Consider the following 23,537-nt stretch of genomic DNA (forward strand, 5'->3'; position numbering starts at 1 on the left):
GTGCTCCGAGCAGCTTTTCCGGGAGGAGCTGGCCCTCATTCTGGCCCGCTGAAAAATTTTTTAGACTTTTTTAGCATTTACTCTTGACAAACGGCAACGCCCCCATTATTATTAAATGCACAGAGACTCACATGAGTCGCCTGTGCATTTTCTTTTTATATCGACCCCAAAAGACGGAGGTGAGACCGACGGGAAAATACCGCTACCTGACCTTCGAGGACAGGAAAAAGATCGAGGCGTGGTACTTGATCGGAGACCGCCCCGCCGACATCGCGGCCCGCCTCTCCGTTCACTACACAACGATCTACAAAGAGCTCCAGCGCGGCGCGACCGGCGAGCTGGACGCAAACCAGCGCGAGGGGTACAGCGCAGAGCTGGCCGAGAGGCGGCTCCGTGAGAGCTTCAAGCGCAGAGGCAAGAAAGCGGTCGCAAAGCCAAACAGCCAAGGACCCCCGGCACAGCCGGGCCGAAGAAAGGAGTGCTCAGCATGAGAAGCAGAAAGAATAACACGACCCTGACACGAAAGGTGGACAAGTGGAACGCCAGAAAGGTGTGGCTCATTAAACGCTACGCCGACGGCCACTACGCCATCAATCAAGAAGTCGGCGGTCGTGTTTTTTATTCCCGCTTCCAGCGGGCCACCAAGGCACAGATCGCGGCGATCTTCGCCTGCTGCTGAGAGGGGGGTACGCATGAACACCGTGCCAAAGTTCAACACCTCGTTGCTCTGCCGGGCTTCCTTCCCGGCCGAGCTGGAGGACGACGGCGGCCGCTGCATCGTGGAGGTGACGGTCTACCGGCTGAACGCCGTGGCCGTCCACACCTTCCTGCTGGACGGGCCCGATCCGCTGCTGCGGCACCTCGGGCTCCCCGAGACCGACACCTACATCACCAAGCACGACATCGACGACCTCGTCACGGTCGTCCGCATCATCAGAGAGGAGGCACCAGCATGGCAGCATTGAAAGAGATCGCCCGAGATGTCGCCAGTGAGATCCGCGACGGGATCGGCTGGGTGATCGTCTACCGCACCGGCCGCTCGTGGCACAGCGTCACCCTGTATAGCGACCTCGGCAACAACGAGTGGGAGACGGACGACATCAACGACGCCCTCGAGGCCCTGCGCCTCGACCCGAGGGCCGTGGCTCTGAACGGCTACTACCTCGGTCACTTCGGCGACATGACCATCGAGGACATCGCCGCCGGCATCCGCTACCACTACGAGCGCGGCACCAACGCGCTCGCAGATGATGACATCCTCGCACAGGCCCGGGCCGACATCGAGGCGGCCCGGCAGCAGGCCACCGAGGCTGGGCTTCCCTTCAGCGAGCGTCTGGTGGATGGCCCGGAGGACGAGCTCAACCCCTACATATACGACGGCAGCATGACCGCCGAGGACTACAACGCCATGCAGGCGGCCAGAGAAGCGCACACAGCTCTCGCCGAGGTCGTGACAAGCCATTACCCCGACGCCACCGAGGAGGCCATCGAGCGCATCGCAGAGGCCGCCGGGAGCATGAATATCAGCCCGGAGACCATGCAACGGATCCTCGGCGCCTTCGACAAGATCGCGGAAGCCATCAAGGCGATCGGCGAGTGGGCGGCTCGGGCCATCAGAACGCTCGCGGACTTTTTCACCGAGTCGCTCGACGACTTCATGCTGCGCCGTGCCCCGCCTAAGTGGCGCCACTACGCGCTCCACGCAAAGCGGGCAAGAGTCCGCAAGAAGTACAAAGACAGGATCCGGCGCGCCTTCTTTGCCTCGATGGCTTCGGAAGGAGGTGGGAGCTCGTGACAGCCAAGTGCGTCGGCTGCGGCCTTCACTGGAATGTGAGCATATACCAGAAAATCCCCCGCAGCGGCTACATCTGCCCGCATTGTGAGAGCCGGCTGCGCGCCGGCGAAACCTTGCCAAATAAACAGGCCGACCAGAGTGGCCGTCCGCAGAAAATGAAAGGAGCAAAACCATGAAGAAAGCCCTCGAGACTGCCGCCCGCGGCACCGTTTTCCCCTACGCCGGAGAGAAGTGGGTCGCGCTGGAGCACGAGGCCGGCGGCCGGACGCTCTGCCTGCGCCTCGACCTGATCCCGGACAAGCCCTTCGACGAGAACAACCGCAACAACTTCGCCATCTCCAGCAGCAAGGAGTGGATGAACGGCCCCTACCTCGACAACCTGATCGACGCCGTCAAGGGCCCGCACGCCTTCCTCACCACCGAGCTCGACCTGACTGCCGACGACGGCCTGAAGGACTACGGCACCTGCACCGTCACCATCTTCTCGCTGACCGTCGACCAGTACCGGCGCAACCGCGATGTCATCCCCAACGCAGACGACTGGTGGTGGCTCTCGACCGCATACAGCACCGCGGCCAATGGGTACGAGCATAGCGCCCGCTACGTCAGGGTCGATGGCACGCTGAACTGGAACTACGCCTACTACGGCAACTGCGGTCTGCGCCCCGCTTGCTATCTGGACTCCGATCTCCTGATCCCCGTCGACGACGAGGACGCCGGCATCGGCCCGCAGGAGGCCGGCACCATCGTCGCAGAGCTGGTCGAGCAGTTCGGCGGCACCTATGCCACCGGGGAGCAGTTCACGGCCGAAGTCTCCTTCCTGCTCGGGAAGCTGCGGGCGCTGCGGGAAGCGGAGGTGGCCCATGAGTAACCTCTCCAGCCTACTCGACCACTACAAGGCCCTCGTCATCTTCGACACGGAGACCAGTGGCCTCGACCCGGAGGACGACCAGATCATCGAGCTCGCAGCCCTGCGCGTGGAGCGCACCACGGCCGGAGCCCTGCGGATCGCCGGAAAGATGGACACCTTCATCAAACTGCCGGAGGGCGAGCAGCTCCCCGAGAACATCGTCGCCCTCACCGGCATCACCGACCGGCTGCTGGAGACCGAGGGCGTGCAGAGCGGAACGGCCGTCAGCCGCTTCCTCAAGCTGGTCAAGCCCCGGCCCCGTCCTGATGATCGCCCACAATGCACAGTTTGACGCCTGTTTTCTGAGGGAGCTGCTGCGGGGCTTCAAACCCGGCCACCTCGACTGGCTGGACAGCCTCACGGTCTACAAAGACCGGCGCGCCTATCCTCACAAGCTCGCCAACGCGATCATCGCCTACGAGCTGGAGGACAAGGTGCAGAACAGCCACCGGGCCATCGACGATGTGCTCGCCCTGTTTGAGGTACTGAAGGCCATGGACGAGGAACGGGACGACCTCGCCAACTACGTCAACCTGTTCGGCTACAACCCCAAGTACGGCGTCAGCGGCCACCGGATCACCGGCGTGCGCTATGAGCCGCAGGGCTTCAACAAGACCATCACCCGACCGGAGCAGACGCTCCCGGCCCGCACAAGAAGGAAGTGAAATGAATGATAAAGATTTTGATCGGCGGCTCTCCGTGTACCTACTGGAGCGTCGCACAGAAAAAAGGGCGAGAGGTCGAAGCTGAAGGGCTCGGCTGGGAGCTGTTCAGAAACTACCTGATCGCAAAGGAAAAATTCAAGCCCGACTTTTTCCTCTATGAGAACAACAAGAGCGCCGCGCAACCCATTAAAGACCAAATCAGTCACGAGCTCGGCGTGGATCTCATGCACATCAACAGCGCCCTCGTGAGCGCGCAGAACCGTCAACGCTTTTATGCCTTCAACTGGAACGTCGACCAGCCTGCGGATCGCGGCATCATGCTGAAGGACATCCTCGAGACGACCACCTCCGAAAAGGGGTACGAGCTCAGGGCTCCGGCGGTCGGAGTCGGATGCAGGAACAGACGCGAGGACGACGGAAAACTGTACCGACGCTTCGAGACCAGCGGCATCCCCAAAGCCAATGCCCTGACGACCGTGCAGACCGACAGCATGGTTGCCGAGCCCATCAGGATCGGCACCATAGGAGAGGCTCAAGGCGCCGCATGGCGCGGGCGAGACAATGGCTCTGCATACGAGGTAAGAACCGACGGCAAAGCCAACGCCCTCACGGCATCGGGACATCAGAGCAGGCTCGTCGTCACCAACCAAAACGGCGAAGATCTGCCGGTCTATGAGGTGGTCAACGGAGAGATCGAGATCAAGGGGAAAAAGTACCCGATCAAACTGCCGGACGGCTACTACGTCATCAGAAAGTTCACGCCAACAGAGTGCGAGCGTCTCCAAACTCTCCCGGATGGCTATACATCGGCAGTCAGTGCAACTCAAAGATACCGCGGGCTCGGGAATGGCTGGACGGCTGAGGTCATCATCCACATCCTCACGGGAGCTCTGAAGGACGTGCCGAGGGACGAGGAGATCGTCGTCCTCTCCATGTATGACGGCATCGGCACCGGGCGCTACTGCCTCGATAAAATGGGCTTTACGAATGTAACCTACTACGCCTACGAAATCGACAAGCCCGCCATGACCGTCGCGCTCAGCAACTACCCCGACATCATTCAGCTCGGCGACGCCTTCGACCTTCGCCGCGATGACTGGGCGCTCGGCAAACGCTTCGAGCACACCACAGAGCAGAAGGCTGAGACGCCCGAAAACCCTGACCAGACGACAGACCTCTCGGACGCCCCCGAGGAAATCAAGGAGCAGATCATTGAAAATGATCGAGCACTGAAGGAGAAGGACGACACCGCCCTCGCCCTGCTCCCTGACGGCTTCGACGTGGTCGACCAGCTCTCTGAGCTTCTCGCCGAAAGGAAGAAGCTACACATCATCGACGAGGAAAACCTGCGCTACAACTGCGACATCATCGCGCTCGAGTACGCAATAGGCACACTCAGGAGGTGAAGAACATGACCCCGGACATCACCATCACGAGTGAGGAGCTGCGTGAGCGCGTCGAGGAGTACCTCGGCCGCTGGATCCCCGACAGCCTGTGGGAACGCTCTGAGCCATACGCCCGCAGGAAGCTCGACCTCTGCCGGGAACGCAACCCGGAGATCGACTACTACAACGACGAGTACCTCGTCCTGCTGACCGCCGATACCGTAAAGGAGACCGAGTTCAGCGACTACACCCTCGCGGCCTGCGAGGCCATCATGGCGGCCCGGGGCCAGTGAAAGGAGAAAACCATGGAAGCAGCAAAAGAAAGAGCCGCCCGCTGCAACCGGGCGACCCCTGCGAGAACATCCGGCAGCTCTCCAGCGCACGGATCCCGCACCCAAAGTATAGCACACCGCCGGCGCCGTGCCAAGACCCGGATCCGGCAGGCGTCCGTCCTGATGGCGGCCGCCGCCATCGTCGCCGGCATCGTCATGGTCATCTCGAGCGTGACAACAGAAAGGCCGGCGGCTTCGGACGCAGCGCCAGAACGTCCGGCGGCCGTCGTCACGACGCCCGCGGAAAGCGCGCAGACGACAGATCAGACCGAGCCGACCGTCCGCTTCTATCTCAGCGCCAGCGAGCGTGACACCGTCGAGCGCGTCGTCATGGCAGAGGCCGGCGGTGAGAGCTTCGAGGGGCAAATGCTGGTCGCTCAGTGTATTCTCAACGCGGCCGAGAAAGAGGGCGTGCAGCCCTCTGAGGCCGTCGTGATTTACAGCTATACCAGCAACAGACCAGGCCCCACGCAGAGCGTCAAGGACGCCGTCGCGGCCGTATTCGACCGCGGCGAGGTCGCTATCGACGCCCCTGTCATGTACTTCTACAACCCGGCGCTCGTGACGAGCACATGGCACGAGAGCCAGATCTTCGTTGCTGAGGTCGGCGGCCATCGCTTTTTCGCAGAAAGGAGCCCAAACGAATGAGACCCGCAACTGATATGAAGCCGGGCGAGATCCTGCACTTGCGCAACGGCTACACCGTCGAGCTCGAGAGCGTCAAGCCCGTCACCTGCGGCGTCATGCTGACCTTTAAGGCCAGCGCGCCAGACAGAAAGGAGAACCACAATGAGCGATAAGACCACCGCGGCCATCGCCGCAGAGCAGCAGGCGGCCGCCGCAGAGGCCCCGGCCGAGGTGCTGCCAGCCGTCACCCTCGACGAGCTGGAGCAGGTCGACCTCGGCACCGTGCAACAGGGCGAGCGCGCCCCCTTCCGTATCACTGACGACCGCTGCGCCGACTGGGCCATCCGCAAGATCGCCGAGGAGCGCAGCGAGTACAACCGCCTGAAGGAGCTGGCCGACCAGCAGAAGGCGGCCATCGAGGAGAAGGTCGAAGCCGCCCGCCGGCGCATGGAGAACGGCACCGCCTTCCTGACCTCCTGCCTCGCCGACTTCTTCAACACCGTGCCACACAAGACCACCAAGACGACCGAGAAATACCGGCTGCTCTCCGGCACCCTGACCCTCAAGAAGGGCACCGTCAAGGCCACGGTCGACGACGCCAAGCTGGTGCCGTGGCTGCGCGAAAACGGCTACGGCGACCTCGTCAAGGTCGAGGAGTCGGCCAAGTGGGGCGAGCTGAAGAAGCTTCTCGCCTACACCGGCGAGATCGCCACCATCCAGAGCACCGGCGAGATCGTGGAGGGCGTCACGGCCTACGAGACCCCGGCCACCTTCACGGTCGACATCTAAAGGAGGTGCCACATGGCAACTGAGACCAAAAAGCCGGAGGCGGCCGCTGCTGCGGCCCCTCCCATCGAGGCCCGCTGTCTGACGCTCCGGCAGAAGCTCGTCGAAATGCGGAAAGCCTGCCCGGAGATCGTGAAGAAGCAGCACAGCGACGGCGTCAGCTATAAGTACGCCAAGATCTACGATGTGTGGGAGAAGATCACCCCCATCATGAACGAGCTCGGCGTCGACTTCGAGGTCGTCGGCGAGAAGGCCACGCGCTACGCCGAGAACGGCGACCCGGTCTACTGGATCACCATGCAGACCAAGACCTACAAGGGCGACAAGCTCATGTTCCTTTACGAGGCCGACCTGACGATCCGCTGGATCAACCTCGACAACGACGACGAGACGCTGGAGGCCGTCGTCCACGCCCTCGGCTGGAACGACGACCCGGCCAAGGCCAAGGGCGCCGCCCACACCTATGCCCTGAAATACTACCTGTTCGAGAAGTTCAGCATCGACCAAGGCGAGGACGACCCCGACAACAGCGACTTCAGCGCGCAGGGCAAGGGCCCCGGGGGCACCTCTGGCGGCTCCAGACAGGGCCAGCAGCGGCAGGGGCAGGGCTCCGGCCGACTGTCCGACGCGCAGCTCACCCGGCTCTACAAGAAGGCAGAGGCCGCCGGCATGAGCAAGGAGCGCACCAACGCCCGGATCCTCGAGAAGTACAAAAAGCAGGATCCGGCCACACTGAGCCGGCAGGAGTACGACGAGATCTGCAACTCTCTCGACGCCGCTGCCGCGCAGCATAAGCAGCAAGGAGGGCAAGGCTGATGTATAACCACATAGGACTCCAAGGGCGGCTGACGGCCGATCCTGAGCTCAGACACACACCGAGCGGCGTGGCGATCACCAGCTTCCGGCTCGCCAGCGATACCGGCCGAAAGACCAAGGACGGGAAGAAGATCACCAACTTCATCGACTGCGTCGCGTGGCGTGCGCAGGCCGAGTTCGTCGGCAAGTACCTCAGCAAGGGCCGGCTCGTCCTCGTGGAGGGCGAGATCACCAGCCGCAATTATGACGACAAGGACGGCAACCACCGCAAGGCCACCGAGATCACCGTCGACTCTGTCCACTTCTGCGACAGCAAGAAGGACAGCCAGAGCAGCGGAGGTGACTTCGCAGACGCCGGCGGCTACCCGGACAGCTCGGGAGACTTCACCGAGGTGGATGACGATGGCGGGGATCTGCCCTTCTAAGCGACCGCCGGACAACCGGCGTCCGACCAAAACCAAGCCAAAGACACGCGACCGCATAGAAGGAGGTGACGACCGTGGCATGGCTGCAAGTGCATCAGACGCTCAAAGACCACCGCAAGCTCTTTGACGCCGCCGACGAGCTGGAGATCACCCCGCCGCACATGATGGGGCTGCTCGTTTCCTTCTGGCTGTGGGCCCTCGATAACGCCCCCAAGGGAGACCTCGCCGGCATCACTCCCCGCATGATCGCCCGGGCGGCACAATGGGACGGAGACCCCGAAAAGCTGGCCGAAACGCTGATCCGGGCCGGCTGGATCGACGAAAATGAGGACGGCGCGCTCGAGATCCACGACTGGTACGAGTACGCCGGCAAGCTGATTGACCAGCGGCAGGCCGAGAAAGAGCGGTCGGCCCGCCGCCGTGCTGCCGCCGCTTCGTCTGCGGACGACACGCCGGGAGACCCCGCACCGACCGACGAGCGACCGGCGGCCGACCAAAAGGCGACCGGCGGCAAGAGTAGAGTAGACCAGAGTAGAGTAAAGAAAGGGAGTGTGACACCCCCTACCCCCTCTGACGAGGGGAGTGGCGCGGCGAAGAAGTCGGCCATCGAAACCCGGTTTGACGAGTTCTGGAGTGCCTACCCGAAGAAGGTGGGCAAGCAGTACGCCCTCAAGGCGTGGAACAAGATCAGACCAACGGCCGAGCTGCACGAGGCCATCATGCAGGCCATAGGCACGCAGAAGCGCAGCGAACAGTGGCGCCGGGAAAACGGCCGCTTTATTCCCAACCCGGCCACATGGCTGAACGGGGGCTACTGGGAGAACGGCGAGGAGGTGAGCGCGGATGCAGTCGATCAGCGAGATCCTCAGCATGGGCCCGAGACCGGCCGAGACTGGGGCAAGGGCTTCAAGCCGGCAGACGATGACGAGTGACGAGCCTGACGACCGCTGGATCTGGAGCAACGACGAGCGCGTCGCCGGCCTGCCGGACACCCCTGAGCCCGTCCGCTGCGAGTTCTGCGGGGCCATGAGATACCACAAGGGCTTCAAGTTTGGCGACCGCATCATCTGGCCGCCCTACGGCGCCGAGCGTTGCACCTGCCCGCAGGCCGTGAAAGCCTACGAGGAGGAAAAGGCCGCCAAGGCCGCCGAGGAGGAGGAAAAGCAGAAGGCCGAAGCCGAGCGCAAAATGCGGGAGCGCATCAGTCGCATCGTCGGCGAGTCTGGCATGGGCGACCGCTTCCTGCGGCGCACCTTCGACACCTTCCAGATCACCGACGACAACCGGCGCGCAGCCGCAGCGGCCCGCAGGTATGCCGACAGCTTCGACAGCCTGCTCCCCCGGCCCGGGGCTCCCGAGCCCGGCCGCAACGGCCTGTTCATCGCAGGCCCGCCGGGCACCGGCAAGACACACCTCGCCGCAGCCATCGCCAACCACCTGATCGCGCAGGGCCGGCCGGTCGTCTGCATGACCATGATCGACCTGCTGGAGCGCATCAAGCGCACATTCTCCAAGCGCGACACCGACGAGGGCAGCGTGCTGAAGATCTACAAGACCGTCCCGCTCCTCGTCATCGACGACATCGGCAAGGAACCGCCGACCGAGTGGGCGATCTCCACGGTCTACAACATCATCAACGGCCGCTATGAGGCATACCTGCCGACCATAGTGACCACCAACTACGACACCGAGGCCCTGATCGGGCGCATGACCCCGCGGGAGACGCGGGACGACATGACCGCCCGGGCCACCATCGACCGGCTCATGGAGATGTGCAGGGCGATCACCCTCACCGGCCAGAGCTGGCGCCAGAGATAGGAGGACACGACCACATGAAAAAGGTTTACATCTGCTCCCCCTGCCGCGGGGACTACGAGAACAACATCCAGCGGGCCAAGGAGTTCAGCCGGGCCGCCGTGGAGCGCGGCTGCATCCCCATCACCCCGCACATCTACCTCACGCAGTTCATGGACGACACCAACCCGGCCGAGCGCGAGGCCGCCCTCAAAATGGGCCGCGAGCTGGTGCTGATGTGCGACGAGCTGTGGGCCTTCGGCCTCGACTGCCCGACCGCCGGCATGGCCGCCGAGATCGAGCTGGCCCGGGAGCGAGGGATCCCCGTGCTCAACGGCTTCAAGGCCATCAGCGAGATCCCCGAGGCCGAGAAGCGGGACGAGGATCCGCAGGACGCCGGCAGCGTCGTCGTCCGGGTGCCGGCCTTCAGGGCTATGGCTCGCTGCAACGAGCACATGAACCACGGGCCCATCAGCATCGAGCTGGACGGCCGGATCATCTTCGACCTCGCCAAGCACCTGAAGGACAAGCCGGGCAGCCGGATCGAGATCGGCGGGTGATAGCCATGGCAGACAATCCCAAGAAAAACGCCGAGGGCTACAACGACCCGACCCCATACGAGGCAGAGAAGCACATCCGGGCGCAGATCCGAGGCCAGCGCGCCCGGGCTGCCGGCAACTACTTTGAGGCGATGATCTCCGGCTCCTGCGACTACTACCGCGACCGGGGGCTCGCCAAGATCGAAAAGACGCCGGAGCCTATGAAACCCCTCGGGCCGAAAAACCGCAAGGGCCAGTTCCTCGCCTGCTACACCAAGCAGGCCCAGCCGGACTACGGCGGCACACTGAAGGGCGGCCGGAGCGTCTACTTCGAGGCCAAGCACACCGACGACGACCGCATCGAGTTCAACCGGCTGACCAAGGAGCAACGGGACGATCTCGAACACCACCACAAGCTCGGCGCCGTCGCCTTCGTCCTCGTCTCCATGGGCCTGACCGAGTGCTTCCGCGTCCCGTGGCCCGTCTGGCGGGACATGGCCGCCACCTACGGCCGCAAGTACATGACCCGGGACGAGCTGAAGCCCTACAAGGTGCCGGTCGTGGCCGGCTTCGTGAAGTTCCTCGACGGCCTGCCCCCGGATGTGGTCACAGTGAAAAGCCTGAGCCCCGAGGAGCTCGAGCGCCTGAAGCAAGAGCTGCAAAAGCAGCCGTTTATCATCACCGTCAGGGAGGCGCAGCCATGAAGGACACCGTCGACAGCAGGGCCGTGAAGATCGCGGCCACCATCATGCAGGCGGCCGGCCTGTGCCGCTACGACTCCATCGCCAAGTGCCAGCGCATCAGCGTGGACTCCATCACCTGCGAGAGGTGCATCCGGGCATGGCTGCTCTCCAAGGCCAAGAAGGAGCTCGAAAAGGAGGAGACGACATGATCCCGCTCCCCGACAAGAAGTACAGCATCATCTACGCGGATCCCCCGTGGAGCTACCAGAACAGGGGCACCCGGGCCGCAGCTTCCAAGCACTACGACACCATGACCATCGAGGAGCTCAAGAAAATGGGCGTCGGAGCTGCGGGGGGGTATTGCTAACAGCGACTGCACCCTCTTTATGTGGGCGACCTTCCCCATGCTCCGCGAGGCCCTCGATGTGATCGAGGCGTGGGGCTTTACCTACAAGACCATCGCCTTCAACTGGGTGAAACAGAACAAAAACGGCGCCGGCCTGTTTTGGGGGCTCGGCAACTGGACGCGCAGCAACTCGGAGATCTGCCTCCTCGCTGTGAAGGGCAAGCCGAAGCGCGTGAGCGCCAGCGTGCATAGCGTCCTTCTGTCCCCTGCCCGGCAACACAGCCAAAAGCCGGCCGAGATCCGCGACAGGATCGTCGAGCTGATGGGAGACCTGCCTCGGATCGAGCTTTTCGCTCGAGAGGCTGCTCCCGGATGGGACGCATGGGGAAACGAAGCGCCCGCAGCCAGCGCCAGAGAGGAGGAAACCGATGGACAGAACAACCAAAGAGACCCGGCGCCAGAGCTATGACGCTGTGCTCCCCAAGAGGGAGAAGCGCTGCCGGCTGATCCTCGAGACCCTCGGCGGCCGGCAGATGACCGCCAGCGAGATCACCGAGGAGCTCGTCGCCTCGGGCCAGATCCCCTACTTCAACCGCAACTATGTGGCCCCGCGCCTCACCGAGATGAAGCAGATGGGGATCCTCGAGACGGTCGGCCGCAGGAAGGCCACCCGCTCGGACGCCACCGAGGCCGTGTGGGCCCGGGCGCAGCAAGTCAAGGAAGCAGACCGGCAGGCGGCCGCGCCGGCCGACAACCCCGCCACCGGGCCGGAGCAGATGACGCTCCTCGGCCCCGGGGCCTGACAGGAAGGAGAGAAACAAGATGAACGAAAACCGCGACAGCATCATGCGCATGGCCCGCGGCGCCTTCGAGGAGCGCGTCGACTACGAGATGGACAAGGTGATCCAGAACATCCTCGACCCCAACACCAAGGCCACCGCCAAGCGCAAGATCACCCTCACCATCGAGCTGACGCCGGACGACGAGCGCCGGCAGATCCAAGTCTCGGTGACGGCCAAGAGCACCCTCGCGGCCACCAACCCGGTCGCCACCTCGCTCTATGTCACCGGCGACGCCAACGGCGAGCTCGTCGTGGCCGAGATGGTGCCGCAGGTGCCCGGGCAGCTCAACATGGACGGCACGCAGCAGGAGCAGCCGAAGCTCCTCAAGCTCGTCAGCCACGCATAAGCGCATAAATATTCATTCACAAGGAGGACAACACCATGCTCGCCAAAATGATCGACAAAATCGTCAGCCTGAAGGAGACCAAGACCTTCGAGATCGGCGGTCAGACCTACACCGACGGCCACCTCACCCGCATCCCGCCCCATGTCGACCGGCCCGAGGCCATCAGCGTCAGCGGTCTGGACGGCATCTGCAAGCTGATCCGCACCGAGCTGGGGAAAGTCGGCACGACCATCATGGTGCAGGCCAAGAGCTACAAGAGCGTCGAGGTCATGACCACCTACCTGCCGGACTTCTCCCGCAACATCCTCTACCGCGCCGAGGCCGACGCCCCGGGCCTCTATACCGGCTTCCGCAGCCGTGAGGTCGCCCTGATCGAGCTGCGCAGCCTGTTCATCCCCAACGAGGGCACGGCCTACCTGCTCGACCTGCTGAGCCGGATGACGGACGAGAACAGCGTCAGCACCAAGGACAACGGCGTCACGCAGACCGTGGAGGCCCGGCAGGGCGTGGCCCTCAATGCTCTGGTCGATGTGAAGCCCCGCGTCCTGCTGCGGCCCTTCCGCACTTTCCTCGAGGTGGAGCAGCCCGAGAGCGAGTTCCTGCTGCGCGTGCACCCCGAGGAGGGCATCGGCTTTTTCGAGGCCGACGGCGGGATCTGGAAGCTCGAGGCCAAGAAGAACATCGCCGACTACTTCAACACCAACCTCGCCGACCTGATCGAGGCCGGAAAGGTCGTCATCATGCAGTAAGGACACCGGCCGGGCGGGCTGCGGCCCGCTCGGCCATTAAGAGAGGAGCAGCACAATGAACAACAACAGCAACAACAACGGTAGCGCCGGCGGCGGGATCGGCTTCTGCGGCCTGCTGACCATCGCCTTCATCGTCCTGAAGCTCACCGGCGTCATCTCATGGAGCTGGCTGTGGGTACTGGCCCCCATCTGGATCCCCGCGGCCATCGTCCTCGCCGTGCTGCTGGTCGTCCTGATCGTCGTCCTCGTGAAGGAGGGCGTCCAGCAGACCGAGGAGAAGCAGCGCCGGCAGGAGCGCAGCCTCGGCATCGACGAGCAGGCCCGCCACTACGGCCTCGAGCGCCAGCCCGGGGAGACCGACCTCGAGCTGAAGAAGCGCATCGCCTTCCTCAAGCAGGCCGAAAGGAGGGTCGGGAACAGATGATGGACGAAAGAGAACGCCGTGACATTATGCTGCGGGCCATTCGTCGCTACGGAGAAGCCGCTCAGATCGACATGGCCGTCGAGGAGATGGCCGAGCTGACCAAGGCCCTCTGCAAGGTCAAACGGGCGACGCCCGGGGCCACCACCACCGCAGCCATCGTCAACGTCATCGAGGAGATCGCGGATGTCCAGATCATGCTCGACCAGCTCCGGCTCATATTTGCCCGCAGCACCGACGAGGTCGAGGAGGACAAGCTGCGCCGGCTGCTCGGACGGCTCAACAGCTACGCGGAGTCCAACCTACACGACTGGCTGAACAAGCAGCCCGAGCCGGGGATCTGGTGCCGCACGGTCGGCTCCGGGGCTCAGCCCCGTGAAGGAGGTGCCCCGGATGAATAAGGCAACCTGCCGCGGCTGCGGCGCCCCTATCGTGTGGATTAAGACGCCCGCCGGGAAGGCCATGCCCTGCGACCCGGCGCCGGTCTATTACAAGGCCACGCCAGACGGCAAGGATAAGGTCGTCACCACCCGGGGCGAGGTAGTGAGCTGCGAGATCGTACCCGGGGCCAACGCCACCGACGCCGGCTACCGGCCACACTGGGCCACCTGCCCGCAGGCCGACCGCTTCAAGAGAGGAGGCCGCCACCATGAATAGAGACAAGGCCCGCGAGCTGCTGGAGAAAGAGCTGCGGATCCGGCCGACCGTGAAGGCGAGCGCGATCTTCACCGGCAAGCATGGGAGCATGGGCTTCCACGCAGGCCGCTTCTATGCCGTCACCGTTGTAAAGCGCAAGGGCGAGGTCGTGCTGATCGCTCCAGACGACGGCCTCAAGTGCCCCTACTCGTCCCTCGACGCCATGCTCCGAAACTGGCATATACTCCTTGTAATATTCAACAGGTAAAGGAGGAAACCGATGGGAAAAGAGAAACCCCAACCGCAGGCCGGCCCCGAGCTGGCCGAGTATGTCACCACCGCGAAGCCTAAAGCCTACGCCGACGGCGTCCCCGTGTTCTGCGCCCACGACGCCATCGTCCCGCTGAAGGATCTGCGACCCAACCCGAAAAACCCGAACCAGCACCCGCCGGAGCAGATCAAGCTCCTCGCGTCGATTATAAGGGCCACCGGCTGGCGCGGCCCCATCACCGTCAGCAAGCGCAGCGGCTTCATCGTTAAGGGCCACGGCCGCATGATGGCCGCCGAGCTGGGCGACATGGCCGAGGCGCCGGTCGACTATCAGGACTACGCCAGCGAGGCCGAGGAGCTGGCCGACCTGACGGCCGACAACCGCATCGCGGAGCTCGCCACCACCAACAACAAGCTCCTCGCGGAAGTGTTCGCCGACCTCGACACCGGCGAGATCCCGTTCATGCTCTCCGGCTACACCGAGGAGGACTACGGGAACATCGTGACGGCCCTGTCCGAGGCGCTGCACACTGAGGAGCCCAAGGGCGACCCCGACGCCGAGATCCCGCCACCGGCCGAGCCCGTCACCAAGTACGGCGACCTGTGGATCCTCGGCCGGCACCGCGTCCTCTGTGGGGACTGCACACACCCCGAGGATCGCGCCCTGCTGCTGGACGGGGCCAAGCCAGAGATCCTGCTGACCGACCCGCCCTACTGCTCCGGCGGCCAAAAGGAGGCGCAGAAGTCGACCGGCAGCATCGGCACCGAGCGCAAAGACGGCAAGGCCCCGAAGATCGCCAACGACATCCTCAGCACCCGGGGCTACCAAAACCTGATACGGGCGGCCCTCACCGACATCCCGTGCCTCTATGCCTACATCTTCACCGACTGGAGAATGTGGGTGTACCTGTTCGACCTCGTCGAGGCTGCCGGCTTCGGCGTCAAGTCGGAGCTCGTATGGGACAAGGGCACGCCGGGCATGGGCGTCGGCTGGCGCTCACAGCATGAGCTTATACTGTTCGCCGCCCGGGCCGCCACACACTTCGACGGCCACAAGGGGTACGGCAACGTCCTGAGCGTCTCCCGCTCCGGGAATGAGCTGCACCCAACGCAGAAGCCGGTCGAGCTACTGGAGAAGCTCGTCGACAACACGGACTTCGCCCGGGGCGTCTACGACCCCTTCGGCGGCTCCGGCACCACGCTGGCCGCCTGCGAGGCATACGGCCAGCCATCCTACATCATGGAGCTGACGCCGGCCTTCACGGATGTCATCGTCAAGCGATACATCAGAATAACAGGAAAACAGAATGTGCGCTGCGTCCGTCAAGGCCGGGAGCTCTCGCGTGAGGAGATCGCCGGGATCTTCGACCCTGACGAGGAAGGAGGTGGACAGGAGTGACGCCCTGACCTGAATGAGCGACAAGCCGATCACTCACGACATCAAGGAGCGGCTCGGGAAATACACCCGCCTGCTCCGTGAAATAGATAACCAGTACGAGCGCCTCGGTCGCATGGAGATCTCCATGGCCGCGCCGCCCGGCCCTGACATGACGGGTATGCCACGGGGCTCCGGCACACCGACCGACCGCACCGGGATGATGGTGCTGCGGAAGATGGAGCTCGAGGAGCAGATCAAGGAGCGCCTCGCCGAGGAGCGCGAGGAACGCGCCGCCCTCGAGGCGATGATCCGGCAGGTGGAAAACCCTGACGAGCGCGCCGTGCTGCGGCTGCGCTACTTCGACCGGGCAGACTGGGACGGGATCTGCGCCGTCCTGTTCAGTGATCGGCAGGACTACCTCGAGAGGATAGACAGCTACCAGAACAGGACATACAAGGCCCACGGCCGCGCTCTGCTGCGGATGGCCGAGATCCTGAAGGAAACAGAGGCCCCGGCAGTAAAGGGAAGTAAAAGGCGGTAAAGGGAAGTAAAATCCATTGAACGGCAGTAGCGCCCTGTGCTACACTGTACCATGTCGAAAGACCGCCGGACACCCGGACAACGCCGGGGAGCCGTCCGACGGACACCCGCCCAACAACCGAACAACGACAGCGAGAAAGCCGTCGGGCAACCACAAGAAGCCCGGCGGCTTTTTTCTTTTCCCCTGAAGGAGGTGACGACCATGGCGGGCGGCAGCATATCCATCCAGATCGAAAACCTGCGGCAGCTCGTCGCAGACGTGCAGGCCATTGAGGCCGGCGGCCGCAAGGCCATCAGCAGCACCGTGAAGGACGTGAAGGCCCGGGCCCCAGGCTGGATAGCACAGGAGGTCACGGCAGTCTACAACATCAAGAAGGGCGAGATCACGCCGTCCAGTGGAGGCAAGCCGAAGAAGATGGCGGGCAGCATCCGCATCACAGGCGAGACCATCGAGGAGCTCACCCTCGTCTACAAGGGCCGACTCCTGACCCCTGTGCACTTCGGCATGACGCCCAAGGCCCCGCCGGCTGGCAGGAGCTACACCCTGAAGGCACAGATCCTCAAGGGCAGCAAGAAGGTCATCGGCCGCTACAAGAACACCCGCACCAAGGGCGGGCCATACTCGCAGCGGTCTCACTGGATCCTCATGGGGACAGGCAACACCAAAGCCGACGGCACGAGCTGGATCCCATTCCAGCGCATGAGCAAGACCCGCACCGACATCCAGAAGATGACCACCATCTCGGTGCCGCAGATGATAACCAGCGACCGCACCAACGAGGCCATCATGCTGAGGCTCAACACCGAGACGGCCAAGCGCCTCGACCACCACATGAAGCGAGCCCTCGGCCTGTGACCCACGGGCCGCCGCCACGGCCAGCAGGACGCCCGCCAAGGCGGCCGGGCACGCGAGGGCAAGCCCAACACACACGCGCAGGAAAACGCGCCGCAAAGGGCACACAGAGGCCCCACACGGCCACGCAGAGCGGCCGAAGGTACTGTGACGCACCCCTAACGCCTGCGGTGCTGGCGAGCCCAAAAAACGCGCAGACTCCAAAAAGTTTTTCCGGGCCGTTTCGCTTCGCCCGGGGCCTGCGCCGATCATTTTCCTGACCTCACGAAAATGGTGGGGGCACGGCAGCACGACAGAAAGGAGGGGACGCCATGCCGAACACCAACACCAAGCTCGTCGACAGCAAGACCATCGCAGCCCTGTTCGAGTTGACTCCCCGCCGCATCCAGCAGCTCACCAAGGAGGGCATCATCACGGCCACCAAGGAGGGCAACGCCAACCGCTACGACCTGCTGCCGACGATCCAGAAGTACATCAGATACCTGACGGCCAAGGCCAACGGCCGGGAGCCGTCCAAAAAGGACGCCGAGATCGAAGGGCGCCGGCTCGAGGCCGAGGCCGACCTCAAGCGCAGCAAGGCAGACATCGCCGCGCTCCAGCTCAAGGAGCTCGAGGGCACCATGCACCGCAGCGAGGATGTCGAGGCCGTCATGACCGATCTCGTGTATAGCATCAGGTCAATGCTCGTGGCTCTGCCCGGGCGTCTGGCCGTGGATGTCTCCAGCGCGGCCACCGCTGCGGAAGCGTCCGACATCATCCGCGCCGAGGTCTACAAGATCCTCGAGGAGCTGGCCGGCTACAAATACGATCCCGAGGTCTATGCGCGGCGGGTAAGGGATCGGGAGGGATGGAGCGAGCTCTCCGATGACGCGGACGACTAAGAAGGCCGCCGCGAAGCTCAACGCCGCCATCTCGGGGGCGATCAAACGCTTCGCCCCGCCCGAGAGCCTGACCGTGGACGAGTGGGCCGACAAGCACCGCCGCCTCTCCCCTGAAAGCTCGGCCGAGGCAGGCCCGTGGCGCACCAAGCGCACCCCGTACCTCGAGGAGCCCATGCGGGCCTTCACGGATCCGAAGGTGCACAAGATCGTCATGGTCGCCGCGTCGCAGGTCGGCAAGTCGGAGCTCGAGCTCAACATCATCGGCTACATCATCGACCAAGACCCCGGCAGCATCCTCTATGTGCACCCTACCATCGACGACGCCCGGAAGTTCAGCCGGCTGCGTGTCGCTCCCATGATCCGGGACAGCAAGCCCCTGAAGGCAAAGGTGCACGATGTCAAAGCCAAAGACAGCGGCAACACCATCCTCCAGAAGTCTTTCCCGGGCGGTATGCTCACGCTGACCGGCTCCAACAGCGCCTCGGCGCTGGCATCCACCCCCGCCCGCTACATCATCGGCGACGAGCGTGACCGCTGGGCCACGAGCGCCGGCACCGAGGGCGACCCGTGGGCGCTGGCCGAGGCCCGTCAGGCGACCTTCTACAACGCCAAGGCCGTCGAGGTCTCGACCCCGACCATCAAGGGCGCCAGCAACATCGAGACCAGCTTCTACCAAGGCACACAGGAACGCTGGTGCCACCGCTGCCCCGAGTGCGGGGAGTACAGCGAGATCGTGTTCGACGCCATCCACTTTGAGCCCGAGGCCAAGCGCGTGCGCGGCAAAAAGGTCTGGAGCCTGAAGGGCGGCGTCTCGTGGGCCTGTCCCGCCTGCGGCTGCCTGATCCCCGAGGAGACCATGCGCCGGCAGCCGGCCAAGTGGATCGCAGAAAATCCCGACGCCTACAAGAAGGGCGTCCGCTCGTTCTGGCTCAACGCCTTCAGCTCACCGTGGACACCATGGGAGAAGATCGTCCTCAAGTTCCTCGACGCCAAGAACGACCCGCAGCGGCTCAAGGTGGTCTACAACACCCTGCTCGGCCAGCTATGGGAGGATCGCGGCGACCTCGAGGACGAGGACACCATGCTCGCCCGCCGTGAGGACTACGGCACACGCCCGGACGGCACCCCCGTGGAGCTGCCCGACGGCGTGCTGGTGCTCACCTGCGGCGTGGACACACAGGACAACCGGCTCGAGTACGAGGTCGTCGGCCACGGCAAGTACGGCGAAAACTGGGGCATCGTCAAGGGCTACATCATGGGCCGGCCGGACACCCCCGAGGTCTGGCAGCGGCTCGACGATGTCGTCGACCATGTCTACAAGTTCAAGAACGGCCGGGGCCTGAAGATCTCCATCACCTGCGTCGACTCCGGCGGCCACTTCACCCAAGAGGTGTATGAGGCGTGCCGGGCCCGACAGGGCAAGCGCGTGTTTGCCATCAAGGGCAAGGGCGGCGACGGGATCCCCTACGTCTCCCCGCCGACTAAGGTGCCGATCCGGGACAACAAGAAGATCACCTGCTGGCTCTACACCATCGGCGTCGACGCCGGCAAGGCTGCCATCATGGCCGGCCTGAAGGTGCAGGAGCCCGGCCCAAAATATTCCCATTTCAACCGGCACCCCGACGCCGGCTACGACCTCAACTACTTCAACGGCCTGCTCTCCGAGAAGCTGGTGCTCACCAGCACCCGGAGGGGCGACCGCTGGGCGTGGGAGAAGCTGCCCGGCCACAACCGCAACGAGGCCCTCGACTGCCGGGACTATGCCAACGCCGGCCTCAAGATCATCAACCCCGACATGGACGCAGTCGAGCGCCGCCTGCGCGGCCTCGAGGAGCAGCCAAAACCGGCGCCGCAGCGACGGGCGCGCACCAAGCGCAGCAGCTCCAGCGCCTTCGACGACTGGTAAGGAGGACACGACCACATGAAAACGCGCAAGACCATCGAGATCGAGCTCACCGGCAAGCGGGAGCGGCTCGAGCTCTACCTGAAGCGGGAGGCCGAAATGCTGAGCGGCGGCGTGCAGAGCTATGGCATCGGATCCCGCAACCTGTCCCGCTACAACACCGACCTCGCCGCCATCCGGGCGGCCATCAAGGAGCTCGAGGACGACATCGCAGCCCTCGAGGCCCTGCTCAACGGGCAGCGCCCCCGCAAAGCCGTGGGCGTCGTCCCCCGTGACTGGTGAAAGAAGCCCCGAAAGGGGCTTTTTTCATAGGCTGACGCCGGGAGTTTTCGCTCCTTTTCTCCCGGCGCCGGCCATTTTTACCCGAAGGAGGTGAGCACCATCAGCAGACGAAAGAACAGAAGCCGACCGCAGAGCGGCCGGCAGAGCCCCCGCCCCGTGAACAAGGGCTACGGCGACGCCGGCGCGAGCTGGCACAAGAGGTCGACCAAGGGCTTCAGGGCCTTCAGCGGCAGCCCCAAGGAGGACATCGACGCCCACAACTGGACACTCCGGCAGAGAGCCCGGATGCTCTACATGGCCGCACCCATCGCCACCTCGGCCATCCGCACTAACCGCACAAACGTGGTCGGCATCGGGCTCCAGCTCAAGAGCCGGATCGACCGGGAGGCGCTCGGCATGACGCAGGAGGCCGCAGACGCATGGCAGGCGCAGGCCGAGCGCGAGTTCAGCCTGTGGGCCAACAATAAAAGGGCGTGCGACGCCACTGGCGTCAATAACTTCGCGGCCATGCAGCAGCTCGCCCTCGCCTCGTGGCTGGTCAGCGGCGACGTGTTCGCGGTCGTCAAGCAGTACGACCCGACGCCCCTCATGCCCTACTCGCTGCGCATCCACCTGATCGAGGCCGACCGCGTGGCAACCCCGACGAGCTCCGGCATCGTCACCCCCATGCTGCTGACCACCGGCAAGGCGGCCAACGGCAACACCATCTACGACGGCGTCGAGGTGGACAGCAACGGCCAGATCGTCGCCTACCACATCCGCAGCACCTACCCCTTCGAGCTGGGTGCAGCGGCGACCAAGTGGGCCCGCGTGGAAGCATACGGCCGGCGCACAGGGCTCCCGAACATCCTGCACATCATGGAGAGCGAGCGCCCGGATCAGTACAGAGGCGTCAGCTACCTCGCGCAGGTCATCGAGCCCCTGCTTCAGCTCCGGCGCTACACCGAGAGCGAGCTGACCGCGGCCGTCGTGGAGAGCTTTTTCACGGCCTTCATCAAGACCGAGGCCGGCGCCGGCGACAACCCGTTCAACGAGGTGGGGAGCAGCCTGCCGGAAGTGACCCGGGATCCCAACGAGTACGAGATGGGCCCGGGACAGATCAACATCATGGAGCCCGGCGAGGATGTCACCTTTGCCGACCCCAAGCGACCGGCCAGCGGCTTCGACAGCTTCCTGCGCGCCATCTGCGAGCAGGTGGGCGCAGCCCTCGAGATCCCGGCCGACCTGCTCCTCAAGGCGTTCAACAGCTCGTACAGCGCCAGCCGCGCCGCCCTGCTGGAGGCGTGGAAAGCCTTCCGCATGAGGCGCAAGTGGTTTGTCGATGACTTCTGCACCCCCATCTATGAGATCTTCATCGCCGAGGCCGTGGCCCGCGGACGCATCAGCGCCCCGGGCTTTTTCGCTGACCCGGCAACCCGGGCGGCCTACCTCGGCGCCGAGTGGATCGGCCCCTCGCAGGGGCAGCTCGACCCGACTAAGGAGATCACGGCCGAGATCCTCGCCATCGGCGAGGGCATCACCACCCGCGAGCAGGCCACGATCCGGCTCAACGGCGGCCAGTGGGACGCCAACATCGACCAGCTCGCCCGGGAAAACGAGAAGCTGCGGGCGGCTCAGGGAGACACCGGCAGCACCGGCGACTCCGGCGGCACATCAGTGGCCGGCGCATCCCTCTCGGCTGCCGTGCGGCGCGCTGCCATCGTCGCCGAGGTGGAAAAGACCATCAAGGAAGGAGACAAGGACAAGCATGAAAACGAGTAACACCCCGCGCCTGTGCGCCGGGCCGCAGGTCGTCCAGCAGACGCCGACGAAGTTCTGGAACATCGCCAGCGTCGGCGAGGACTCGGGCGAGATCGTCCTCTATGGCGATGTCGTCGCCCGTCAGCCTGTGGACTGGTGGACGGGTGAGCCCGAGCCCGGCCTCTATATCGCTCCCGAGAGCTTCATGGAGGATCTCGCGGCCGTCAAGGGCAAGAGCAACATCACCATCAAGATCAACAGCACCGGCGGCGACCTCTACACCGGCATCGCCATCCACAACGCCATCAAGGGCCTGAGCGGCCACAAGGTCGTCATCGTGGAGGGCATCGCAGCCAGCGCGGCCAGCGTCATCGCCTGCGCCGGCGACGAGGTGCAGGTCTACCCCGGCAGCATGGTCATGATCCACGGCGTCGCGGGCCTGCTGATGGACTACTACACCCTCGCAGACCTGAAGAAGCTCCAGAAGGACTTCGACGCCAGCGAGCGGGCCATCGCGGAGATCTACCACGCCAAGACCGGGATCGCGGTCGAACAGCTCCGCACCATGATGACCCGCGAGACATGGATGGTCGGGCAGGAAGCCATCGACAACGGCTTCGCCGACACCCTGCTCGAGGGCGACGGCCCTGATGTCAGTGTGAGCGCCGACAAGCAGGTGCTCCTCGTGGCCGGCATCCGGCACAACATCAAGGGGCTGCATAATGTCCCGAGCACGATCCGCATCAACAGCATCCACGCCGCCCCGGCGGCTGGAAATAAGCCGACCGGGAACGGCGGCGAAAACAGAAAGGAAGATGAGCCCATGACTCTCGAGGAAATGAGAGCACAGCACCCCGACCTCGTCGCTCAGATCGAGCAGCAGGCCGTCGCAAATGCCATCGCGCAGGAGCGGGCCCGCATCGAGGCCATCGACAGCATCGCCGCCAGCGTGGGCGACGCTCAGCTCGTCAGGGACGCCAAGTACGGCGAGAGCACCTGCACCGCTGAGCAGCTCGCGCTCAAGGCTATGCAGAAGCAGGCGGCCCTCGGCGCCAAGCACCTGAAGGACGCCGCCAACGACAACGCCGAGTCCGGCGCCGCCGATGTCGGAGCCGCCCCCAACGGAGGCGAGGAAGGCAGCGAGGCCGACGACAAGGCCAAGGTCGACGCCATCGTCGGCATCTACAACACCACCAAGAACGGAGGTAAGAAGTAATGAGCAAGAGACTGGATGAAAACCTCGGCACCGTCGGCTATGACGGGCTGATCGTCACAAATGAGCCTGTTGCGGACGTTGTGACCGTGACCCTCGCCGCATCTCAGGGCGTACTCGCTCGCGGCACTGTCATCACCGGCACCGCCGGCGGTGAGATGTCCGCGGCTGCGGCCGCACTTGCGGCGACCAAGGCGGTCTATATTCTCGCAGACGAGACCGACACCGGCACCGGCGCCGCTGTCACCGCCACGGCATACCGCACCGGGCACTTCGCCCGGAACAAGCTGTCCACCGACGGCTCCTACACCCTCGTCGCAGCCGACGAGGAGATCATGCGCAACGCCGGCATCCTGCTGAGCGACGCGCTGGACTACTAA

General features: G+C 64.3%; 36 protein-coding genes and 1 pseudogene. All 37 read left to right on the forward strand.

Features of this window, described 5'->3' with window-relative positions; genetic code table 11:
* Positions 1 to 131: 131 nt before the first annotated feature.
* Positions 132 to 491 carry a helix-turn-helix domain-containing protein gene (locus tag B5D52_RS06890; RefSeq protein WP_016148000.1) on the forward strand — a complete coding sequence of 120 codons (360 nt, stop codon included), beginning with the start codon at positions 132 to 134 and terminating at the stop codon, positions 489 to 491.
* A complete protein-coding gene (locus B5D52_RS06895; RefSeq protein ID WP_016148001.1) occupies positions 488 to 679 on the forward strand; it encodes a hypothetical protein in 192 nt (63 codons plus the stop codon). Before B5D52_RS06890 ends, B5D52_RS06895 begins: the two co-directional genes overlap by 4 nt.
* A gap of 13 nt (positions 680 to 692) precedes the next feature.
* The gene (locus tag B5D52_RS06900; RefSeq protein ID WP_016148002.1) at positions 693 to 965 is read left to right on the forward strand and encodes a hypothetical protein; all 273 of its coding nucleotides are present in this window, start codon (positions 693 to 695) and stop codon (positions 963 to 965) included.
* Positions 953 to 1,795 (forward strand): hypothetical protein, encoded by an 843-nt coding sequence (locus B5D52_RS06905; RefSeq protein ID WP_016148003.1) that lies wholly within the window; start codon positions 953 to 955, stop codon positions 1,793 to 1,795. The genes B5D52_RS06900 and B5D52_RS06905 overlap by 13 nt, the downstream gene beginning before the upstream one ends.
* Positions 1,792 to 1,971 carry a hypothetical protein gene (locus B5D52_RS16335; protein WP_016148004.1) on the forward strand — a complete coding sequence of 60 codons (180 nt, stop codon included), beginning with the start codon at positions 1,792 to 1,794 and terminating at the stop codon, positions 1,969 to 1,971. The genes B5D52_RS06905 and B5D52_RS16335 overlap by 4 nt, the downstream gene beginning before the upstream one ends.
* Positions 1,968 to 2,666, forward strand: a complete 699-nt coding sequence (locus B5D52_RS06915; RefSeq protein WP_016148005.1) for a DUF6273 domain-containing protein — start codon at positions 1,968 to 1,970, stop codon at positions 2,664 to 2,666. Before B5D52_RS16335 ends, B5D52_RS06915 begins: the two co-directional genes overlap by 4 nt.
* Positions 2,659 to 2,997, forward strand: coding sequence for a 3'-5' exonuclease (locus B5D52_RS16690; RefSeq protein WP_016148006.1), 339 nt, complete (start codon positions 2,659 to 2,661; stop codon positions 2,995 to 2,997). Before B5D52_RS06915 ends, B5D52_RS16690 begins: the two co-directional genes overlap by 8 nt.
* Entirely contained in the window at positions 2,972 to 3,370 is a 399-nt protein-coding gene (locus tag B5D52_RS16695) for a 3'-5' exonuclease (RefSeq protein ID WP_016148007.1), read from the forward strand. The genes B5D52_RS16690 and B5D52_RS16695 overlap by 26 nt, the downstream gene beginning before the upstream one ends.
* Before the next feature lie 5 nt (positions 3,371 to 3,375).
* On the forward strand, positions 3,376 to 4,776 hold the full coding sequence (locus tag B5D52_RS06925; RefSeq protein ID WP_016148008.1) for a DNA cytosine methyltransferase: 1,401 nt from the start codon (positions 3,376 to 3,378) through the stop codon (positions 4,774 to 4,776).
* Positions 4,777 to 4,781: 5 nt separating this feature from the next.
* Positions 4,782 to 5,048, forward strand: a complete 267-nt coding sequence (locus B5D52_RS06930) for a hypothetical protein (protein ID WP_016148009.1) — start codon at positions 4,782 to 4,784, stop codon at positions 5,046 to 5,048.
* Between the two features lie 12 nt (positions 5,049 to 5,060).
* Positions 5,061 to 5,735, forward strand: coding sequence for a cell wall hydrolase (locus tag B5D52_RS06935; protein WP_016148010.1), 675 nt, complete (start codon positions 5,061 to 5,063; stop codon positions 5,733 to 5,735).
* Complete coding sequence (locus tag B5D52_RS06940) at positions 5,732 to 5,887, forward strand: hypothetical protein (protein ID WP_016148011.1); 156 nt, start codon at positions 5,732 to 5,734, stop codon at positions 5,885 to 5,887. Before B5D52_RS06935 ends, B5D52_RS06940 begins: the two co-directional genes overlap by 4 nt.
* The gene (locus B5D52_RS06945; RefSeq protein WP_016148012.1) at positions 5,877 to 6,503 is read left to right on the forward strand and encodes a host-nuclease inhibitor Gam family protein; all 627 of its coding nucleotides are present in this window, start codon (positions 5,877 to 5,879) and stop codon (positions 6,501 to 6,503) included. The genes B5D52_RS06940 and B5D52_RS06945 overlap by 11 nt, the downstream gene beginning before the upstream one ends.
* A 12-nt stretch (positions 6,504 to 6,515) precedes the next feature.
* Positions 6,516 to 7,316 carry an ERF family protein gene (locus B5D52_RS06950; RefSeq protein ID WP_016148013.1) on the forward strand — a complete coding sequence of 267 codons (801 nt, stop codon included), beginning with the start codon at positions 6,516 to 6,518 and terminating at the stop codon, positions 7,314 to 7,316.
* A complete protein-coding gene (locus B5D52_RS06955) occupies positions 7,316 to 7,741 on the forward strand; it encodes a single-stranded DNA-binding protein (protein ID WP_016148014.1) in 426 nt (141 codons plus the stop codon). The genes B5D52_RS06950 and B5D52_RS06955 overlap by 1 nt, the downstream gene beginning before the upstream one ends.
* Before the next feature lie 74 nt (positions 7,742 to 7,815).
* Positions 7,816 to 8,673, forward strand: coding sequence for a hypothetical protein (locus B5D52_RS06960; RefSeq protein ID WP_016148015.1), 858 nt, complete (start codon positions 7,816 to 7,818; stop codon positions 8,671 to 8,673).
* The gene (locus tag B5D52_RS06965) at positions 8,585 to 9,559 is read left to right on the forward strand and encodes an ATP-binding protein (protein ID WP_242825647.1); all 975 of its coding nucleotides are present in this window, start codon (positions 8,585 to 8,587) and stop codon (positions 9,557 to 9,559) included. The genes B5D52_RS06960 and B5D52_RS06965 overlap by 89 nt, the downstream gene beginning before the upstream one ends.
* 14 nt (positions 9,560 to 9,573) lie before the next feature.
* Positions 9,574 to 10,095 (forward strand): DUF7768 domain-containing protein, encoded by a 522-nt coding sequence (locus B5D52_RS06970; RefSeq protein ID WP_016148017.1) that lies wholly within the window; start codon positions 9,574 to 9,576, stop codon positions 10,093 to 10,095.
* A 5-nt stretch (positions 10,096 to 10,100) separates the two neighbouring features.
* Positions 10,101 to 10,778, forward strand: coding sequence for a Holliday junction resolvase RecU (locus tag B5D52_RS06975; RefSeq protein WP_016148018.1), 678 nt, complete (start codon positions 10,101 to 10,103; stop codon positions 10,776 to 10,778).
* The gene (locus B5D52_RS06980) at positions 10,775 to 10,966 is read left to right on the forward strand and encodes a hypothetical protein (RefSeq protein ID WP_016148019.1); all 192 of its coding nucleotides are present in this window, start codon (positions 10,775 to 10,777) and stop codon (positions 10,964 to 10,966) included. The genes B5D52_RS06975 and B5D52_RS06980 overlap by 4 nt, the downstream gene beginning before the upstream one ends.
* Positions 10,963 to 11,572: pseudogene (locus tag B5D52_RS06985) on the forward strand (MT-A70 family methyltransferase). Before B5D52_RS06980 ends, B5D52_RS06985 begins: the two are co-directional and overlap by 4 nt.
* Positions 11,532 to 11,906, forward strand: a complete 375-nt coding sequence (locus B5D52_RS06990; protein ID WP_016148022.1) for a hypothetical protein — start codon at positions 11,532 to 11,534, stop codon at positions 11,904 to 11,906. Before B5D52_RS06985 ends, B5D52_RS06990 begins: the two are co-directional and overlap by 41 nt.
* A 19-nt stretch (positions 11,907 to 11,925) precedes the next feature.
* Positions 11,926 to 12,291 (forward strand): hypothetical protein, encoded by a 366-nt coding sequence (locus B5D52_RS06995; RefSeq protein WP_016148023.1) that lies wholly within the window; start codon positions 11,926 to 11,928, stop codon positions 12,289 to 12,291.
* Between the two features lie 35 nt (positions 12,292 to 12,326).
* Positions 12,327 to 13,040, forward strand: a complete 714-nt coding sequence (locus tag B5D52_RS07000) for a hypothetical protein (protein WP_016148024.1) — start codon at positions 12,327 to 12,329, stop codon at positions 13,038 to 13,040.
* 55 nt (positions 13,041 to 13,095) lie between these two features.
* Positions 13,096 to 13,464, forward strand: coding sequence for a hypothetical protein (locus B5D52_RS15900; RefSeq protein ID WP_016148025.1), 369 nt, complete (start codon positions 13,096 to 13,098; stop codon positions 13,462 to 13,464).
* Positions 13,461 to 13,862 carry a nucleoside triphosphate pyrophosphohydrolase family protein gene (locus tag B5D52_RS07010; protein ID WP_016148026.1) on the forward strand — a complete coding sequence of 134 codons (402 nt, stop codon included), beginning with the start codon at positions 13,461 to 13,463 and terminating at the stop codon, positions 13,860 to 13,862. The genes B5D52_RS15900 and B5D52_RS07010 overlap by 4 nt, the downstream gene beginning before the upstream one ends.
* Entirely contained in the window at positions 13,855 to 14,118 is a 264-nt protein-coding gene (locus B5D52_RS07015) for a hypothetical protein (protein ID WP_016148027.1), read from the forward strand. Before B5D52_RS07010 ends, B5D52_RS07015 begins: the two co-directional genes overlap by 8 nt.
* Positions 14,111 to 14,365 (forward strand): hypothetical protein, encoded by a 255-nt coding sequence (locus B5D52_RS07020; protein ID WP_016148028.1) that lies wholly within the window; start codon positions 14,111 to 14,113, stop codon positions 14,363 to 14,365. The genes B5D52_RS07015 and B5D52_RS07020 overlap by 8 nt, the downstream gene beginning before the upstream one ends.
* Before the next feature lie 12 nt (positions 14,366 to 14,377).
* The gene (locus B5D52_RS07025; RefSeq protein ID WP_016148029.1) at positions 14,378 to 15,766 is read left to right on the forward strand and encodes a site-specific DNA-methyltransferase; all 1,389 of its coding nucleotides are present in this window, start codon (positions 14,378 to 14,380) and stop codon (positions 15,764 to 15,766) included.
* Positions 15,767 to 15,779: 13 nt separating this feature from the next.
* Positions 15,780 to 16,286, forward strand: a complete 507-nt coding sequence (locus tag B5D52_RS07030) for a DUF1492 domain-containing protein (protein WP_016148030.1) — start codon at positions 15,780 to 15,782, stop codon at positions 16,284 to 16,286.
* Between the two features lie 201 nt (positions 16,287 to 16,487).
* The gene (locus B5D52_RS07035) at positions 16,488 to 17,141 is read left to right on the forward strand and encodes a hypothetical protein (protein WP_016148031.1); all 654 of its coding nucleotides are present in this window, start codon (positions 16,488 to 16,490) and stop codon (positions 17,139 to 17,141) included.
* A 308-nt stretch (positions 17,142 to 17,449) separates the two neighbouring features.
* Entirely contained in the window at positions 17,450 to 18,019 is a 570-nt protein-coding gene (locus B5D52_RS07040; RefSeq protein WP_016148032.1) for a hypothetical protein, read from the forward strand.
* The gene (locus B5D52_RS07045; protein WP_016148033.1) at positions 18,003 to 19,925 is read left to right on the forward strand and encodes a phage terminase large subunit family protein; all 1,923 of its coding nucleotides are present in this window, start codon (positions 18,003 to 18,005) and stop codon (positions 19,923 to 19,925) included. Before B5D52_RS07040 ends, B5D52_RS07045 begins: the two co-directional genes overlap by 17 nt.
* 15 nt (positions 19,926 to 19,940) lie before the next feature.
* Positions 19,941 to 20,204 carry a hypothetical protein gene (locus B5D52_RS07050; RefSeq protein WP_016148034.1) on the forward strand — a complete coding sequence of 88 codons (264 nt, stop codon included), beginning with the start codon at positions 19,941 to 19,943 and terminating at the stop codon, positions 20,202 to 20,204.
* Positions 20,205 to 20,360: 156 nt separating this feature from the next.
* Entirely contained in the window at positions 20,361 to 21,965 is a 1,605-nt protein-coding gene (locus B5D52_RS07055) for a phage portal protein (protein ID WP_016148035.1), read from the forward strand.
* A complete protein-coding gene (locus B5D52_RS07060; protein ID WP_016148036.1) occupies positions 21,952 to 23,160 on the forward strand; it encodes a head maturation protease, ClpP-related in 1,209 nt (402 codons plus the stop codon). Before B5D52_RS07055 ends, B5D52_RS07060 begins: the two co-directional genes overlap by 14 nt.
* Positions 23,160 to 23,537, forward strand: coding sequence for a head decoration protein (locus tag B5D52_RS07065; protein WP_016148037.1), 378 nt, complete (start codon positions 23,160 to 23,162; stop codon positions 23,535 to 23,537). Before B5D52_RS07060 ends, B5D52_RS07065 begins: the two co-directional genes overlap by 1 nt.

The organism is Butyricicoccus pullicaecorum DSM 23266, assembly GCF_900167005.1.
Taxonomy (GTDB): Bacteria; Bacillota; Clostridia; order Oscillospirales; family Butyricicoccaceae; genus Butyricicoccus; species Butyricicoccus pullicaecorum.

Bases quoted from the DNA above. Each gene is read 5' to 3' on its own strand.
- B5D52_RS06970 (WP_016148017.1), top strand. From the start codon at position 9,574: ATGAAAAAGGTTTACATCTGCTCCCCCTGCCGCGGGGACTACGAGAAC.
- B5D52_RS06995 (WP_016148023.1), top strand. From the start codon at position 11,926: ATGAACGAAAACCGCGACAGCATCATGCGCATGGCCCGCGGCGCCTTC.
- B5D52_RS15900 (WP_016148025.1), top strand. From the start codon at position 13,096: ATGAACAACAACAGCAACAACAACGGTAGCGCCGGCGGCGGGATCGGC.
- B5D52_RS07010 (WP_016148026.1), top strand. From the start codon at position 13,461: ATGATGGACGAAAGAGAACGCCGTGACATTATGCTGCGGGCCATTCGT.
- B5D52_RS06930 (WP_016148009.1), top strand. From the start codon at position 4,782: ATGACCCCGGACATCACCATCACGAGTGAGGAGCTGCGTGAGCGCGTC.
- B5D52_RS06950 (WP_016148013.1), top strand. From the start codon at position 6,516: ATGGCAACTGAGACCAAAAAGCCGGAGGCGGCCGCTGCTGCGGCCCCT.
- B5D52_RS07060 (WP_016148036.1), top strand. From the start codon at position 21,952: ATGAAAACGAGTAACACCCCGCGCCTGTGCGCCGGGCCGCAGGTCGTC.
- B5D52_RS07030 (WP_016148030.1), top strand. From the start codon at position 15,780: ATGAGCGACAAGCCGATCACTCACGACATCAAGGAGCGGCTCGGGAAA.
- B5D52_RS06895 (WP_016148001.1), top strand. From the start codon at position 488: ATGAGAAGCAGAAAGAATAACACGACCCTGACACGAAAGGTGGACAAG.
- B5D52_RS06975 (WP_016148018.1), top strand. From the start codon at position 10,101: ATGGCAGACAATCCCAAGAAAAACGCCGAGGGCTACAACGACCCGACC.
- B5D52_RS07015 (WP_016148027.1), top strand. From the start codon at position 13,855: ATGAATAAGGCAACCTGCCGCGGCTGCGGCGCCCCTATCGTGTGGATT.
- B5D52_RS06915 (WP_016148005.1), top strand. From the start codon at position 1,968: ATGAAGAAAGCCCTCGAGACTGCCGCCCGCGGCACCGTTTTCCCCTAC.
- B5D52_RS06990 (WP_016148022.1), top strand. From the start codon at position 11,532: ATGGACAGAACAACCAAAGAGACCCGGCGCCAGAGCTATGACGCTGTG.
- B5D52_RS06935 (WP_016148010.1), top strand. From the start codon at position 5,061: ATGGAAGCAGCAAAAGAAAGAGCCGCCCGCTGCAACCGGGCGACCCCT.
- B5D52_RS07025 (WP_016148029.1), top strand. From the start codon at position 14,378: ATGGGAAAAGAGAAACCCCAACCGCAGGCCGGCCCCGAGCTGGCCGAG.
- B5D52_RS07050 (WP_016148034.1), top strand. From the start codon at position 19,941: ATGAAAACGCGCAAGACCATCGAGATCGAGCTCACCGGCAAGCGGGAG.
- B5D52_RS07020 (WP_016148028.1), top strand. From the start codon at position 14,111: ATGAATAGAGACAAGGCCCGCGAGCTGCTGGAGAAAGAGCTGCGGATC.
- B5D52_RS06900 (WP_016148002.1), top strand. From the start codon at position 693: ATGAACACCGTGCCAAAGTTCAACACCTCGTTGCTCTGCCGGGCTTCC.
- B5D52_RS06980 (WP_016148019.1), top strand. From the start codon at position 10,775: ATGAAGGACACCGTCGACAGCAGGGCCGTGAAGATCGCGGCCACCATC.
- B5D52_RS16695 (WP_016148007.1), top strand. From the start codon at position 2,972: ATGATCGCCCACAATGCACAGTTTGACGCCTGTTTTCTGAGGGAGCTG.
- B5D52_RS06965 (WP_242825647.1), top strand. From the start codon at position 8,585: ATGCAGTCGATCAGCGAGATCCTCAGCATGGGCCCGAGACCGGCCGAG.
- B5D52_RS06905 (WP_016148003.1), top strand. From the start codon at position 953: ATGGCAGCATTGAAAGAGATCGCCCGAGATGTCGCCAGTGAGATCCGC.
- B5D52_RS06955 (WP_016148014.1), top strand. From the start codon at position 7,316: ATGTATAACCACATAGGACTCCAAGGGCGGCTGACGGCCGATCCTGAG.
- B5D52_RS06890 (WP_016148000.1), top strand. From the start codon at position 132: ATGAGTCGCCTGTGCATTTTCTTTTTATATCGACCCCAAAAGACGGAG.
- B5D52_RS07040 (WP_016148032.1), top strand. From the start codon at position 17,450: ATGCCGAACACCAACACCAAGCTCGTCGACAGCAAGACCATCGCAGCC.
- B5D52_RS07045 (WP_016148033.1), top strand. From the start codon at position 18,003: ATGACGCGGACGACTAAGAAGGCCGCCGCGAAGCTCAACGCCGCCATC.
- B5D52_RS06945 (WP_016148012.1), top strand. From the start codon at position 5,877: ATGAGCGATAAGACCACCGCGGCCATCGCCGCAGAGCAGCAGGCGGCC.
- B5D52_RS07000 (WP_016148024.1), top strand. From the start codon at position 12,327: ATGCTCGCCAAAATGATCGACAAAATCGTCAGCCTGAAGGAGACCAAG.
- B5D52_RS06925 (WP_016148008.1), top strand. From the start codon at position 3,376: ATGATAAAGATTTTGATCGGCGGCTCTCCGTGTACCTACTGGAGCGTC.
- B5D52_RS06940 (WP_016148011.1), top strand. From the start codon at position 5,732: ATGAGACCCGCAACTGATATGAAGCCGGGCGAGATCCTGCACTTGCGC.
- B5D52_RS16690 (WP_016148006.1), top strand. From the start codon at position 2,659: ATGAGTAACCTCTCCAGCCTACTCGACCACTACAAGGCCCTCGTCATC.
- B5D52_RS07065 (WP_016148037.1), top strand. From the start codon at position 23,160: ATGAGCAAGAGACTGGATGAAAACCTCGGCACCGTCGGCTATGACGGG.
- B5D52_RS07035 (WP_016148031.1), top strand. From the start codon at position 16,488: ATGGCGGGCGGCAGCATATCCATCCAGATCGAAAACCTGCGGCAGCTC.